A 13,679-nucleotide genomic window follows, 5' to 3' on the forward strand; every position below is an offset into this window, starting at 1 on the left:
ATCATGGTCCGACTAAAACAAAACCTGATGGCGGCGGTGCGCGGCTCCTGGCTCTATGTACTGGTGTTGGCGACCATGATTTTCCTGGTGCTGCCCACCTTGATCGTGATCCCGATGTCGTTCTCGGATGCGCGCTACCTGAGCTTTCCGCCCAAGTCGTTCAGCATTGAGCCGTTCTTCAAGTATTTCGCTTCGCTGGAATGGCGCAGCGCAACCCAGGTCTCGCTGATCACGGCATCACTGGTGATGGTGCTGGCGACCACCTTGGGCACCGCGGCGGCGTATTCGCTGCACGTGACCCAGTCGAAAGTCTCGGGGGTGCTGCGCGGCTTGTTGATGGCGCCGATGATTGTGCCGACCATTTTCATCGCCATTGGCCTGTTCTTTGTCTACGCCCGGCTTGACTTGAACAACACCATTCCCGGCCTGGTACTGGGGCATACGCTGCTGGCACTGCCTTACGTGGTGATCAACGTCAGCGCCGGGTTGCGCAGCTATGACATGACCCAGGAGCAGGCCGCCTGCATTCTCGGCGCTACCCGGCTACGGGCGTTTTTTGACGTGACGTTGCCGCAAATCCGTTTTTCGGTGATTGCCGCCGCGATGTTTGCCTTTGCCATTTCCCTGGATGAAGCGGTGATCTCGCTGTTCATCAGTGGCGGCGACACGTCGACCCTGACCAAGCGGATGTTCAGTTCGCTGCGTTCAGAGATCGATCCCTTGATCGCGGTGGTGGCGACCTTGATGACATTCCTGTCGATCATCATGCTGTGCATCAGCATCATGGCCAAGCGCAAGGCCGGGAGGGCCGTTGAATGAGTGAGGTCAACCTGCGCCTGCGGCATGCCAGCAGCGAGTGTGTTGAATTCTTCTGGAATGGCCGTTCCCTGCAAGGGCGCAAGGGCGAGAGCCTGGCGGCTGCGCTGCTGGCCAACGGTGTTCAGACACTTGCCTGGACGCGTAAATCCCATCGGCCGCTGGGCTACTCGGGCAGCTACGTGGCCGGGGTGCTGGCCAGGGTCGACGGTGTGCCAAATGTGCGACTGGATTTGCTGGCGGTGACTGCCGGGGTGCGGGTTGAGATGCAAAATTGCTGGCCGGGCCCGGCGTTCGATGTGCTGCGCCTGTCAAGGCTGATTCCGGACCGTTGGCTGCAGGGCGGATTTGAGCACACCAATCTGGTGCCAAGCGGTTCGCCGCTGTTCCAGCGCTGGGAAGTGCTTCTGGCGTTCCTCGCCGGCGTCGCCAAACCGGCCGAGCGAACGGCTGAAGTGGCTGTGCCGCAAGGCCAGTATGTGAGCAGCGACGTCTTGGTCATTGGTGGCGGGCCTGCGGGTTGTGCCGCCGCCAATGAAGCGGCACGGGCCGGGCGCAGCGTGGTGTTGGTGACCCGTGGCCATCGACTAGGCCGTTATGCGCAAAGCGCTGGCCAGCCCAAGCCGCAGTTGGATGAGCGCGTGCAACAGGTGACCGGGGTTGAGGTGTTTGGGGCTTACCGGGAAGGGCAATTGTTACTCGGTGCGCCCCACGACCCGGCGCAAGGCGCCTTGGCCTTCGACGCTGATGATGTGGTACTGGCCACCGGGCGGCGTGCTTGCCCGCCGGTTATCCCGAATATGTGGCTGCCCGGCGTCATGGACGCGCGCACCGCGTTGATCATGGCCCACGAACAGGCAGTGGCGCCCGGTGCGCGGGTAGTGGTGGTCGGTAATGGCGATCAAACCGCCCATGCCAATCGTTTACGTGAGCTGGGGGTCAACGTGGTGGCGGTTAGAGCCGTAAGCGAATTGCGCCGTGTTCTGGGGCGCAACGCGGTGTCGGCGGCACTGTTCGATAAACCGGTCGCCTGCGACGCGCTGGTTCACGCCGGGCCGTGGCTGGTTGATGCCAGCCTGACGTTTCAGAGCCGCGCCGAAGGGTTGCTGCAATTGCGTGAGCAGCGCCAAAGCCGCCTGCGCACGGTTGGCTCGGCGGCGGAGCCTGATCAACCGCTGCCGGTGGCTGCACGTACACGCTACAAGGCGTTGCTGTGCCCGTGTTTTGATGTGTCCTGCCATGAGGTCGAGGCCTTGATTGAACAGGGCATCACCGATCTTGAAGTGATCAAACGCCTGACCTCATGCGGCATGGGCCCGTGTCAGGGCCAACCTTGCTGGGACTTGCTGCGCGCGCTGGTCAGCGCACGCAGCGGGATCCCGTTGCACACCTTGCCAAGGCCGACCCTGCGCCCGCCACGGCGGGCCCTGAGTGTCGCGCAAGCGGCCGGTCTGGCCGATGTTGTGGAGCCTCTGCAATGACCCCTACACAACCTTTGCCTGCACAGGCGTCGATCATCATCGTTGGTGCGGGGATCCAGGGCCTGTCGCTGGCTTTTAATCTGGCTGAATTGGGCGTGCGCGACATTCTCGTGTTTGACGCCGGTTATTGGCAGGGCGGCGCCTCGGGTCGCAACGGGACGTTGATTCGCGGGGCGTTCAGCTCACCGGAATGGACGCGCTTCTTCGCCCATTCGTGTCACTTGTGGCAAGGCTTGTCCAAGCGGCTGGGCGAGAACGTCATGTACTCGCGCCGCGGTTACAGCATGATCGGCGAGCGCAGCAGCACCGCAGCCATGCTTGACCGCACCCTTGAGGTGCACAAAGCCTGTGGCATCAATTCCAGCCTGTTGAACGCTGCGCAATTGCGTGAGGTGCTGCCGGCGCTGGCACACCAGCGGGTCAGCGCGGCATTGCACCTGCCCGACAGCGGGGTCGCGCCGCACCATGCCGCCATGTATGCCTATCGCCAGGCGTGCGAGGTGCGTGGGGTGAGCATTCGTTACCGCACCGAGGTCAGCGCCATCGACCGCAGCGCCGGTCGGGTGACCGGCATTCGTGTGGGTGAACAGCGGATTGCCACCGACACCTTGGTGCTGGCTGGCGGTGCCGAAAGCAACCGGTTGGCGCAATTGGCCGGCGTACCGCTGGACGGCTACCCGATGCGTCTGGAAGCCATGGCGCTGGAGCCGATGCGGCCCTTGATAGGCCCCGCCGTGGCGTTGTTGGACCGACTTTGTTACATGCACCAGACCGCACGCGGCGAAGTGGTGGGTGGCGCAGAAGTTGCCGAACGCCCGCAAAACACCTTGAATGCCGACGTGCCGGTGATGGCCGCGACTGCCAAAGCGTATCTGGAGATGTTTCCTCAACTGGGGCATGCCCGTATCTTGCGGCAATGGGCCGGGCTGGTGCATATATCCAAAGATTTTGGCCCGCTGCTGGGCGCACACAATGCCTTGCCGGGTTTGTTTATCAGCGCTGGCTGGTGCTACGGTCACGCCGGCGCACCGGCCGCCGGTGAATTTCTGGCCAAGGCCATCGTCAAGGGCGTGGTGGATGAGCGTATGCGCCCGTTTGCCGTCGACCGTTTTGAGCGTAACCAAGCCGTGGTAGAGCCCGGTATTGTATTGAGTCATTTTGAATAACCAACCGTGCTTGAGCCCCAAGCCGGCTCTCGAATTTACGCACCGTGATTGACATGCCTCGCGGCACACAAGGAAACAACCATGAGTTCTCTGGAAGACTCGCCACTCTTCATTACCGCCTTGTCCAAAGGCCTGTCTTTGCTGACGGCCTTTCGCGCCGGGCGCCCAAGCATGAGCCTGATCGAACTGGCAGAAGCGACAGGGCTGAACAAAAGCGCCGTGCAGCGTTCGGCGTTCACCCTTGAGGCGCTGGGCTACCTGTACAAGGACCCGGTCACCAAGCGCTTTCGCCTGGCCCCCAAATCCCTTGATCTGGGCACCGGTTACCTGCAAACCAGTGAGCTGATCGAACGCGCCAACCCGTACCTGCATGAGCTGAACCGGGATGTCGAAGAGAGCTGCAACCTGCTGGAACCCTGCGGCCTGGACATGCTCTACGTGGCGCGTTTTCCCAGCCATAAACAAATTGCCATTCACATCCCGCTGGGTCGCCACCTGCCCATGTACTGCACCTCGGCAGGCCGGGCTTATCTGGCGGCGCTGCCGGAGCACGAGGCTGACGCGATCCTGGTCGCCTCCGAACGCAAGGGCTACACCCCCAACACTGTCACCGACCTTGATCAACTGCGCGCCATCGTCGCCGAGGCCCGTCACGACGGCTACGCCTACGCCCTCGAAGAGTATTACGCCGGAGATATCAGCGTGGCCGCGGCGGTGGTCAATGCCGATGGTTACCCGCTGGGGGCCGTGAACATCTCGGTGCCGTTCAGCCGCTGGAACCTGGACGACGCCCGAAAACAACTGGCACCCAAAGTGATCAACACCGCCCGGTCCATCGCCAGCGCGACACGCAGTTTGCGCCCGGCGGGCTAAGCCCCAGGGCAATCCTTTTACCTGACACGCACTGCTGCGGGCTTGGCCCGCGGTATAGGTGCCGCTTTGCCCGGCTTTAGGGCCCAACTACAAGGAGACAGCGATGAGTCAAACCATGAGGGCTGCCGTACTGCACGCCGTGGGTGAACCACTGCGGATCGAACAGGTGACAATCCCGACCCCCGGGCCCGGTGAAATCCTGATTCGCATCGTTGCCTGTGGCGTCTGCCACAGCGACCTGCATGCCATGGACGGTGACTGGTCGGACTTACCCACCTTGCCGCTGATACCGGGCCATGAAATCACCGGTCATGTCGCCGCCCACGGCGCAGGCGTAACCGAGCCCGCCATCGGCACAGCAGTCGGCATGCCCTGGATGTACAGCGCCTGCGGCACCTGCGAGTTTTGCCTGGGCGGCATGGAAACCATCTGTGAGCAGCGTGAATCCACGGGCTACAGCAAGCAGGGCGGTTATGCCGAATACATGATTGCCCCGGCGGCATTCGTCGCCAGCATCCCCTCCGGTGCCGACCTGTACGCCCTGGCGCCGATTCTGTGCGCGGGTGTCACCACTTATCGCGGCCTGATGCGCTCGCGGGCCCGGCCGGGGCAATGGGTGGCCGTCATGGGCATCGGTGGTCTGGGCCACGTCGCCGTGCAGTACGCCATCGCCATGGGCTTGCGCGTCGCGGCCATTGATGTGTCGCCCGACAAGCTCGAACTGGCCCGCAGTTATGGCGCCGAGTGCCTGATCAATGCCCTCGACAACCCGGTGGCAACACTCAAGCAACAAATCCCTGGTGGCGTGCACGCGGTGTTGGTGACCGCCACGGCCAATGCCGCTTTTGAGCAGTCGATCAAGATGCTGCGCCCCGGTGGTACAGCGGTGTTTATCGGCTTGCCAGGCGGCGATGCCGACACGGTTCGCGCTTCCATTTCCAGCATCAGCGGCTGGGAACTGTCGATCACCGGCTCCAATATCGGCACCCGCCAGGACCTTAACGAGGCCGTGGCGTTTGCCGCCCGTGGCCAGGTCAAGGCACAGATCAGCCTTGAGCGCCTGGAAGACATCAACGACATCTTTGAACGCATGCGCCGGGGCCAACTGGTCGGGCGCACGGTCCTGAAAATCGCCTGACCTGAACCTTTAACCCTCAACTGGAGTTAGCACCATGACCATTACTCGCCTGCAACCCAATCCGGGCCTGCTCAGCCATGCGCTGGTACACAACGGTATTGTCTACATCACCGGTCAGGTCCCGGCCGACCGCACGCAAGACGTCGCCGGGCAGACCGCGCAGGTTCTGGCGCGGATCGACGCCTTGCTCGCCGAAGCCGGGTCGGACAAGTCACACATTCTGTTCGCACAGATCTGGCTCAAGCATGCCGTGCAGGATTTTGCCGCCATGAACGCGGTCTGGCGTGAGTGGATTCCGCAGGATGCATTGCCGGCACGCGCCACCGTCGAGGCCAATATGGCTGCCGACAACATTTTGGTTGAAATCGCCTTGCAGGCAGCCGTCAAGGCCTGAGCCATTTAATACGGCCGGGCAAGGGCTGCTTGCCCGGCATGGGAGAGTCGTAATGGGCAGTATCGTTCCTCATTTGATCAACGGTGTGCGGGTTCAGGGCACTGGCCGCACCGCCGACGTTTACAACCCGTCCACGGGCGCGGTGAGCAAGCAAGTGGCTCTGGCTGACGCAGCGACTTTGCAGCAGGCCATTGAGGCCGCCAAGGCGGCGTTTCCGGCCTGGCGCAACACGCCACCGGCCAAGCGCGCGCAGGTGATGTACCGCTTCAAACAGTTGCTTGAGGAACACGAAGCGGCGATTGCCCTGATGATCAGCGAAGAGCACGGCAAAACGCTTGAAGATGCAGCGGGTGAACTCAAACGCGGGATTGAAAACGTCGAATTCGCCTGTGGCGCGCCGCAACTGCTGAAGGGTGATTACAGCCGCAATGTTGGCCCCGGCATCGATGCCTGGAGCGACCTGCAACCGCTAGGGGTGGTGGCAGGCATTACGCCGTTCAACTTCCCGGCCATGGTGCCGTTGTGGATGTACCCGTTGGCGATCGTCTGCGGTAACTGCTTTATCCTCAAACCCTCGGAACGCGACCCGAGTTCGACCTTGTATATCGCTGAATTGCTGATTCAGGCGGGTTTGCCCAACGGCGTGCTGAGCGTGGTGCATGGCGACAAGGAAGCAGTAGATGGCCTGATTGAGTCTGTGCATGTCAAAGCCCTGAGTTTTGTCGGTTCCACGCCGATTGCGCAATACATCTACAGCGAGGGCACCCAGCGCGGCAAACGCGTACAGGCATTGGGCGGGGCAAAAAACCATTGCGTGGTGATGCCCGACGCGGATCTGGACAATACCGTCGGCGCCTTGATGGGCGCTGCCTATGGCTCTTGCGGTGAGCGCTGCATGGCCCTGTCGGTGGCGGTGTGTGTGGGCGATGCGGTTGCCGATGCCCTGGTAGCAAAACTGCTGCCGCAAATCCGTGGACTGAAAATTGGTGCGGGCACTTCCAGCGGCCTCGACATGGGGCCGTTGGTCACCGCTGCGGCGCGGGACAAGGTCAAGGGCTACATTGATGCGGGCGTTGCCCAAGGTGCTGAACTGGTGGTGGATGGCCGTGACTTGCAGGTGCAAGGGCACGAAAACGGCTTCTTTGTCGGCGGTACGCTGTTCGACCGGGTGACCGCGCAGATGAGCATCTATACCGATGAAATCTTCGGCCCGGTATTGTGTATCGTCCGCGTGGGCAGCCTCGAAGCGGCCATGCAACTGATCAATGAACACGAATACGGTAACGGCACGTGCATCTTCACCCGCGGCGGTGAAGCGGCCCGGTTGTTCTGCGATGAAATCGAAGTGGGCATGGTCGGGGTTAACGTCCCGCTGCCCGTGCCAGTGAGCTACCACAGCTTTGGCGGCTGGAAGCGCTCACTGTTTGGCGATCTGCACGCCTATGGCCCTGACGGGGTGCGTTTCTATACCCGGAAAAAAGCCATTACCCAACGTTGGCCGCGCCGTGCCAGCCACGAAGCGGCGCAGTTTGCCTTCCCCAGTAACCATTGAGCTGAGTGAACACAATGAACAATGCACTGAAGTTTTATATCGAGGGTCAATGGCTTGAGGCCGAGTCTGGAGAGACGCTTGAGGTGGTTGATCCCTCAACCGAACAGGCCTTTATCAAGATCGCCGTGGGCAATGCCGAGGATGTGAACAAAGCTGTGGCAGCGGCCCGCAGGGCTTTCCCGGCGTTTTCGCTGACCAGCGTCGGTGAGCGTCTGGCACTGCTGGAAGAGATTTTGCGGGTCTATAACCTGCGCTATGACGACCTGGTTCAGGCCGTCAGCCAGGAAATGGGCGCGCCGCTGCATTTTGCCCGCGACGCGCAGGTCTGGAGCGGTCGTGCGCACCTTGAATCGACTATCAGCGCGCTGAAGTCGTTCACGTTCAGTGAACAGCACGGCACCACCCGTGTGGTGCGTGAAGCCATCGGCGTGTGTGCACTGATCACGCCGTGGAACTGGCCGCTCAACCAAATCGTCTGCAAAGTCGCGCCGGCCATTGCCGCGGGTTGCACCGTGGTGCTCAAACCGAGTGAAATTGCACCGTTGACCGGCATCATCTTTGCCGAAATTTTGCATGAGGCGGGCGTGCCGGCCGGGGTCTTCAACCTGGTCAATGGCACCGGGCCGGACGTCGGCCAACCCATGAGCAGCCATCCGCAGGTCGACATGGTTTCGTTCACCGGCTCTACGCGTGCAGGCATCATGGTCGCCAAGTCGGCAGCCGATACGGTCAAGCGTGTGGCTCAGGAACTGGGCGGCAAGTCGGCGAATATCCTGCTGGAAGACGCTGACTTTGAGGTCGCTGTTGCCAAGGGCGTGCAGGGCTGTTTCTCCAACTCGGGGCAATCATGCGACGCGCCGACGCGCATGCTGGTCCCGGCGGCGCAGCATGCCCGGGCGTTGGAAATTGCCAAACGTACAGCGCAGCAACTGGTCACCGGCAGCCCGCGTGATGCCAACACCAACCTGGGCCCGGTGATCAGCGCGGCGCAGTTCGACAAGATTCAGGGTTTGATCCAGGCCGGGATCGAGGAGGGCGCCACTCTGGTGGCCGGTGGCCTGGGCCGCCCGGAAGGGTTGGACAAGGGCTATTACGTGCGTCCCACAATTTTCGGTAACGTACAGCCGAGCATGACCATCGCCCGCGAAGAGATATTCGGGCCGGTGCTGTCGATTCTGCCTTACGACAGCGAAGAGCAAGCCATCGAAATCGCCAACGATACCGTTTACGGCCTGGCCGCCTATGTGCAATCCACCCATCTAGAACACGCGCGCACCGTGGCCGGGCGCATGCGTGCAGGTTCTGTGTACCTGAACTACCCGGACTGGGACACTTTTGCGCCGTTTGGTGGCTACAAACAGTCGGGTAATGGCCGCGAATATGCGGGCTGGGGCATCCACGACTTCCTGGAAATCAAGGGCGTGGTGGGCTGGGGCAACTAAGCACTTGGCTTAAACCCCATGGGAGCGGGCTTGTCCGCATCGCGAGCAAGCCCGCTCCCACATCAAGGTGCCACTTGATACATGGACAGGAACTGATGCTATTCATGCCTTGATGGTTCATGGCGTGCCATTTCTTCCGTGCAGGAGGTAGCCCGGTCGCTGACTCAAACGTTCGTAATAGTCGCTGACGGCCGGGAAATCCGGGTGTGCAAGCGGCGTTTCGAACCAACGATTAACCGACAGGCCGATGGGAATGTCTGCAAGGGAAAATTCGTTGCCGGCAACGTAGGCCCCGGTTGATGCAAGCTGACGGTTGAGAATCTCCATGTGCCTGGACCAGTCATTGCACGCGGCAGCCAGCGCCTGGCTGTCCTGATGCTCTGGCGAATGCCTGACCAGCGACATAAAGGCATAACTCCACGACTTGTTGAGATCCGACGCTTGCCAATCGATCCATTGGTCCACGCGGGCTCTGGCTCTCGCTTCGTGCGGATAAAGGTTGCTGGCGTTGTAGCGGGCAGCCAGGTAGCGAATGATCGAGTTTGATTCCCACAGAATGAAATCGCCATCCTGAATGACCGGCACCATGGCATTGGGATTGAGTGCCAGAAACTCAGCGGTGTGCGTCGATTTGAAGCCAGCCCCCCAATCCTCTCGTTCAAAGGGTATTTCCATCTCGGCACAGGCCCAGAGTACCTTGCGTACATTGATCGATGATGCCCTACCCATTATGCGTATCATTCCAGGCCCTTCTCGTTGGAGGCTATTGGTGTCGACACTTCGGTATATTCCACATTGGCCCGATTGCTTCAAGCCAAATCACTGTGGTTGGTGGGATTGATACGAAACCCGGGCTCCATCTTTTCAAACATAAAATAAATGATTGATTCCTAAGGCCCTGTAGGAGCGAGCTTGCTCGCGATCTTTTGATCTTTATCTAAGAGCCCCCTCACCCTAGCCCTCTCCCGAAGGAGAGGGAACCGATTGGGGGATGCTGAAGATACTCGCTGTCCTGTTTGCTGCGCGACAGCGCGGCGTCGTAGACGGGGCGGCAACTCCTATCAAACACAAAATAAGTGATTGATTAAAAGGTCCTGTAGGAGCGAGCTTGCTCGCGATCTTTTGATCTTTGCCGCCAGGCTCTACGGCTGCTGCGCAGCCGGACGTAGCCTCGCAAGGCTCGTCAACTGCTACAAGAACCAGGCAACCCTGTGGCTGTTGATCCAAGGAACAATTCCCAGGGTATTTAGAAGCTGTACTTTGCCGTGATGCTGAAGTTACGCGGGTCGCCGTAAACGTCGTAGGGGCTCCAGGTGCTGTTGCTGGCGATACCCTGGTAATACTTTTTGTCGAACAGGTTGTTGATGTTCAAGCGGGTATCCAGGTGTTGGTTCACCTTGTAGCCCGCCATCAGCCCAACCAATGCATAGGTTCTTTGCTCGATGTGATATTGGCCGAAGGTTGAGTTGCTGCCTTTGTTGAAAATGCTGCTCTGGCTATACAGGTTGGCCCCGACGCGCCATTGGTTGAGCTCACCCGGCAGGGTGTAAACCGTATTGAGCTTGAACAGGTGGCGCGGCACGTCGGTATCGAACAGTCGGCCTTCCTTGTTGTGGTCAGCATCTTTGCGGTACTTGGCCTGGGCAAAGGTGTAGCCTGCGCCGACTTGCCAGTCAGGGGTCAAGGCGCCGATCAACTCCAGGTCAATGCCCTGGCTGCGGACTTTACCCGCGGCTTCGTAGCAATACACGCCGTCATCGCTGCGGGCGCATTGGGACTGGTTGTCGAGCAAGGCCGCCCGGTTCTCCTGATCAATCTGGAAGATGGCCGCGCTGGCGTTCAAAGCACCATTGAAGTATTCGCCCTTGATCCCGATTTCGTAGTTCTTGCCAACGATAGGCTTGATGACGGAGTTGTCATTGGCCACTTCGCTTTGCGGCATGAAGATGTCGGTGTAGCTGGCGTAGACCGAATGGTTGGCGTCCAGTTCATAGATCACCCCGGCATAGCGGGTCAGGTTGCGCGTGACCTTGTAATTGCTGTTGGTGTAGTAATCGTCGTTCAACTGATCGTAGATCGACGTGGTGTCGTACCAGTCCAGGCGAGCGCCGAGGATCACTTTTAACGGGTCGCTGATACTCCAGCGGGTGGTCACGTACAGGCCTTCCTGGTCGATGTTTTCGCTCAGGTTGTAGCTGTCAGGCACATAGGGTTTGGGCACGCTGTGGGGGTCGAAGTTGATGATGTCGGCCACCGGAATAAACATATTTCCGCCCTTGCCGGAGGTCTTCAACTGGCGCTTGCTGGCACCGACTACCAATTCGTGCTGGCGGTCAAACAGGTTGAAAGGCCCGCTGACATAGGCGTCGTAGGTGGACTGGTCGTAGTTGCGCTTCTGGTTGAAGACCCGCTGTTGGTAGGTGGCGTAATGCTCCAGCACAGCGCCGGTCAGCTTGAAGTCCGACCAGTTTTTAGAGGCCGAAACATGGCCGCGCCAGTCATTGGCGAAGCGATGGTCCAGCTCGGCAAACACGGTCTTGTTGTCGATGTCCTGATGGCTCCAGGTGTAACCGAAGGTCTTGGAGCGGGAGAAGTTGACGTGGCTGCCGTCCGGGTTGACCGGCAAGCCGCCCCAGTTGATGTTGTTGTTATCGTTTTGATCCGAGGCCCCGACGGTCAGGGTGGTGGAGTCGTTCAGGTCGAACTCGCTGATGCCGTAAAACACCCCGCGCTCACGTCCGGCATAGTCCTGGAAACCGTCCTTGTCCTGGTAGGCGCCGACAAAGCGTCCGCGCAGGCTGCCCGAGTCGTTCAACGGGCCTGAGAGGTCCAGTTCGGAACGGTAATTGTCCCAGCTCCCGGCCCCTGCGCTAATGCTGCCTTGAAAGTCATGGGTTGGGCGTTTGCGCACCATGTTGATGGCGGCAGACGGGTTGCCCGCGCCTTGCATCAAGCCGGTGGCGCCACGCACGATTTCTACGCGGTCGTACGGCGCCATGTCTGCAGCGGCTACCCAGTCGGCGTTGTAGGTAGTGGGCAAGCCATCGAACATCAGGTTGGTAATGGGAAAGCCCCGTGAAAAATATTCGCTGTTGGCGGGACGTGCAGCCGCCATGCGCAAGCCCGGAGTGGCTTGCACCACGTCATCCAGGTTGCGCATGTCTTGGTCGTCCATACGCTGGCGGGTGATGACGGTGACCGCTGCGGGGTCTCGCGCTGACTCATCGACAGTTTGGTCGCTGTCTGCATGGCACCGGTGGCGTAGGATCCGGTGTTCTCTGTGGTGCTGCCCAATGCCGAAGCGTTGATACTGGTGGCGCCAAGCTCCAGCGCACCGGCGACCTGCGGCACCAGCAAATAGGCGCCATTGGCCTGCTGCACGGCGGAGTAACCGCTGCCCGCCAGTATGTGTGCCAGCCCCTCGGCCACGCGGTATTGACCCTTAAGGCCCTGGCTGGTTTTGCCTGCGGTCAGGCTGGCATTGGTCGACAGGGCAATGGCGGCTTGCCGGCCAAATTGGCCGAGCGCTTGATCCAGGGGGCCGGGATTGACTGAAAACTGAATCTGCCGATCCGCTGCCTGCGCCTGAACCTGGGGTATCAGCAAGCCTTCGGTAACGACCAGTCCGCCGAGCAGCAGCATGCTGACGGCTGATACACAGCTGCGTTTACGTAGAGGCGGTCGAGGGATAGAGCGGTCTTTCATGGCGGGTTTCCGACGTCAGGAGAGGGGGCTGCCCGCTATCGCAATCAGCGGGATTTGCCCATAAGCCAAATGAGAATCAAAAACCTGCCGATTTTTTTGATTTATTTTGAAGACGTGCTCAGCGAGAGGTGAGGGTTGTCCAATAACGGGTCCGACGCTGCACTGTCACCGGCAAACTTTGCTCCAACATCGAGAAGATTTGTTCGGGGTCTTGCAACGGGTACGACCCTGTCAGCCGCAGGTCCGCGACAGCGGGATCGCAGCGCAACAGACCGGGCACATGGCGCGACAGTTCCTGTATGAAGTCCCCCAGGCGCATGCGCTCGGCGACAATAAAACCGTCGATCCAGGCAGTGTCGGCGAGATTAGCGGGTTGTGCAGGGTACACCTGGCTACTGCTGATCCAGGCTTGGGTGTGGGCTTGCACCACCCGTGAGTCGCCACCGTTCTTCAGGCTGGCAGCCACCATGCCGCTACTGACCGCCAGCAGGGTACCGCGCCCATCCTCCTCGCGGCGCACGCTGAAACGCGTGCCCAGCGGTTGCAAACGCGCCTCGGCGGTATAGACCAGCAGCGGTCGCCCGCCAGGGTCGGCGGCGGTAAGCACATCTATTTCGCCTTGACGCAAGGTCAGACGCCGTACCTGAGCGTCGTAGTGCACATCCAGCAGGGTGCGCGTGTTAAGCCAGATCTGCGTACCGTCGGCCAAGGTGTAGTGGCTGCGTTCGCCCGTGCCGGTGTGATAATCAGCAAGCGTGCTTTGCAGCCAGAAGCTGTCGCTGGCTTGCCAGGCAGTGCCGCCCAGAAGCCCTGCGCCGAGCAGAATCTTGAGCACTTGGCGACGATCGCGTTCCTGTGCAGGGGTGTTCTTTAAGGTCTGCCGGGCCAAGGGGTTGGCCAGTTGGCTGGAACGACGCTGCAACTGTTGGCGAATGCTGTTGAAGCGTTGCCATGCCTGCTCGTGTTGTACATGTGCGTTGCGCCATTGTTGGAGCGCCAACGCTTGCGCCGAATTCATTTCGCCCGATTGCGCCAGGGTAAACCATGCCAGGGCCTGGTCACGGATGGCTTCGGGCAGAGGCGTGGACGGGTTTTCGGGTACTGACACGCGA

The 13,679-nt window shown here is 60.5% G+C and carries 12 protein-coding genes; 8 read left to right on the forward strand and 4 right to left on the reverse strand.

The genetic code is table 11. The features are described from left to right. The first annotated feature begins 3 nt into the window (after positions 1-3). The 8 genes from QMX84_RS03515 (at position 4) to QMX84_RS03550 (ending at position 8,862) form a co-directional block, all read left to right on the forward strand. Positions 4-819, forward strand: a complete 816-nt coding sequence (locus QMX84_RS03515; RefSeq protein ID WP_282363161.1) for an ABC transporter permease — start codon at positions 4-6, stop codon at positions 817-819. Then, a complete protein-coding gene (locus QMX84_RS03520; RefSeq protein ID WP_282363162.1) occupies positions 816-2,297 on the forward strand; it encodes an FAD-dependent oxidoreductase in 1,482 nt (493 codons plus the stop codon). The genes QMX84_RS03515 and QMX84_RS03520 overlap by 4 nt, the downstream gene beginning before the upstream one ends. Further along, positions 2,294-3,463, forward strand: a complete 1,170-nt coding sequence (locus QMX84_RS03525) for an FAD-dependent oxidoreductase (protein ID WP_282363163.1) — start codon at positions 2,294-2,296, stop codon at positions 3,461-3,463. Before QMX84_RS03520 ends, QMX84_RS03525 begins: the two co-directional genes overlap by 4 nt. A gap of 81 nt (positions 3,464-3,544) precedes the next feature. Then, complete coding sequence (locus tag QMX84_RS03530) at positions 3,545-4,336, forward strand: IclR family transcriptional regulator (RefSeq protein WP_048371989.1); 792 nt, start codon at positions 3,545-3,547, stop codon at positions 4,334-4,336. Between the two features lie 103 nt (positions 4,337-4,439). Beyond that, entirely contained in the window at positions 4,440-5,474 is a 1,035-nt protein-coding gene (locus QMX84_RS03535) for a zinc-dependent alcohol dehydrogenase (protein WP_262124713.1), read from the forward strand. 34 nt (positions 5,475-5,508) lie between these two features. Beyond that, complete coding sequence (locus QMX84_RS03540) at positions 5,509-5,868, forward strand: RidA family protein (protein ID WP_048371995.1); 360 nt, start codon at positions 5,509-5,511, stop codon at positions 5,866-5,868. 52 nt (positions 5,869-5,920) lie between these two features. Beyond that, positions 5,921-7,420: a CoA-acylating methylmalonate-semialdehyde dehydrogenase gene (locus QMX84_RS03545; protein WP_282363164.1), complete on the forward strand. Its 1,500-nt coding sequence runs from the start codon at positions 5,921-5,923 to the stop codon at positions 7,418-7,420. Positions 7,421-7,434: 14 nt separating this feature from the next. Continuing rightward, entirely contained in the window at positions 7,435-8,862 is a 1,428-nt protein-coding gene (locus tag QMX84_RS03550) for an aldehyde dehydrogenase family protein (RefSeq protein WP_282363165.1), read from the forward strand. A 117-nt stretch (positions 8,863-8,979) separates the two neighbouring features. On the opposite strand, the gene QMX84_RS03555 is transcribed toward QMX84_RS03550, so the two are convergent. From QMX84_RS03555 to QMX84_RS03570, 4 genes are all read right to left on the reverse strand, one after another. Next, positions 8,980-9,603, reverse strand: a complete 624-nt coding sequence (locus QMX84_RS03555; protein ID WP_282363166.1) for a glutathione S-transferase — start codon at positions 9,601-9,603, stop codon at positions 8,980-8,982. A 505-nt stretch (positions 9,604-10,108) separates the two neighbouring features. Continuing rightward, positions 10,109-12,022 carry a TonB-dependent siderophore receptor gene (locus QMX84_RS03560; RefSeq protein ID WP_282363167.1) on the reverse strand — a complete coding sequence of 638 codons (1,914 nt, stop codon included), beginning with the start codon at positions 12,020-12,022 and terminating at the stop codon, positions 10,109-10,111. Further along, positions 11,914-12,567 carry a secretin and TonB N-terminal domain-containing protein gene (locus QMX84_RS03565; protein ID WP_282363168.1) on the reverse strand — a complete coding sequence of 218 codons (654 nt, stop codon included), beginning with the start codon at positions 12,565-12,567 and terminating at the stop codon, positions 11,914-11,916. The genes QMX84_RS03560 and QMX84_RS03565 overlap by 109 nt, the downstream gene beginning before the upstream one ends. Before the next feature lie 118 nt (positions 12,568-12,685). Further along, on the reverse strand, positions 12,686-13,675 hold the full coding sequence (locus QMX84_RS03570) for a FecR domain-containing protein (protein WP_282363169.1): 990 nt from the start codon (positions 13,673-13,675) through the stop codon (positions 12,686-12,688). Between the last annotated feature and the right edge of the window lie 4 nt (positions 13,676-13,679).

The organism is Pseudomonas sp. PS01297 (assembly GCF_029959305.1).
GTDB classification, from domain to species: domain Bacteria; phylum Pseudomonadota; class Gammaproteobacteria; order Pseudomonadales; family Pseudomonadaceae; genus Aquipseudomonas; species Aquipseudomonas helleri.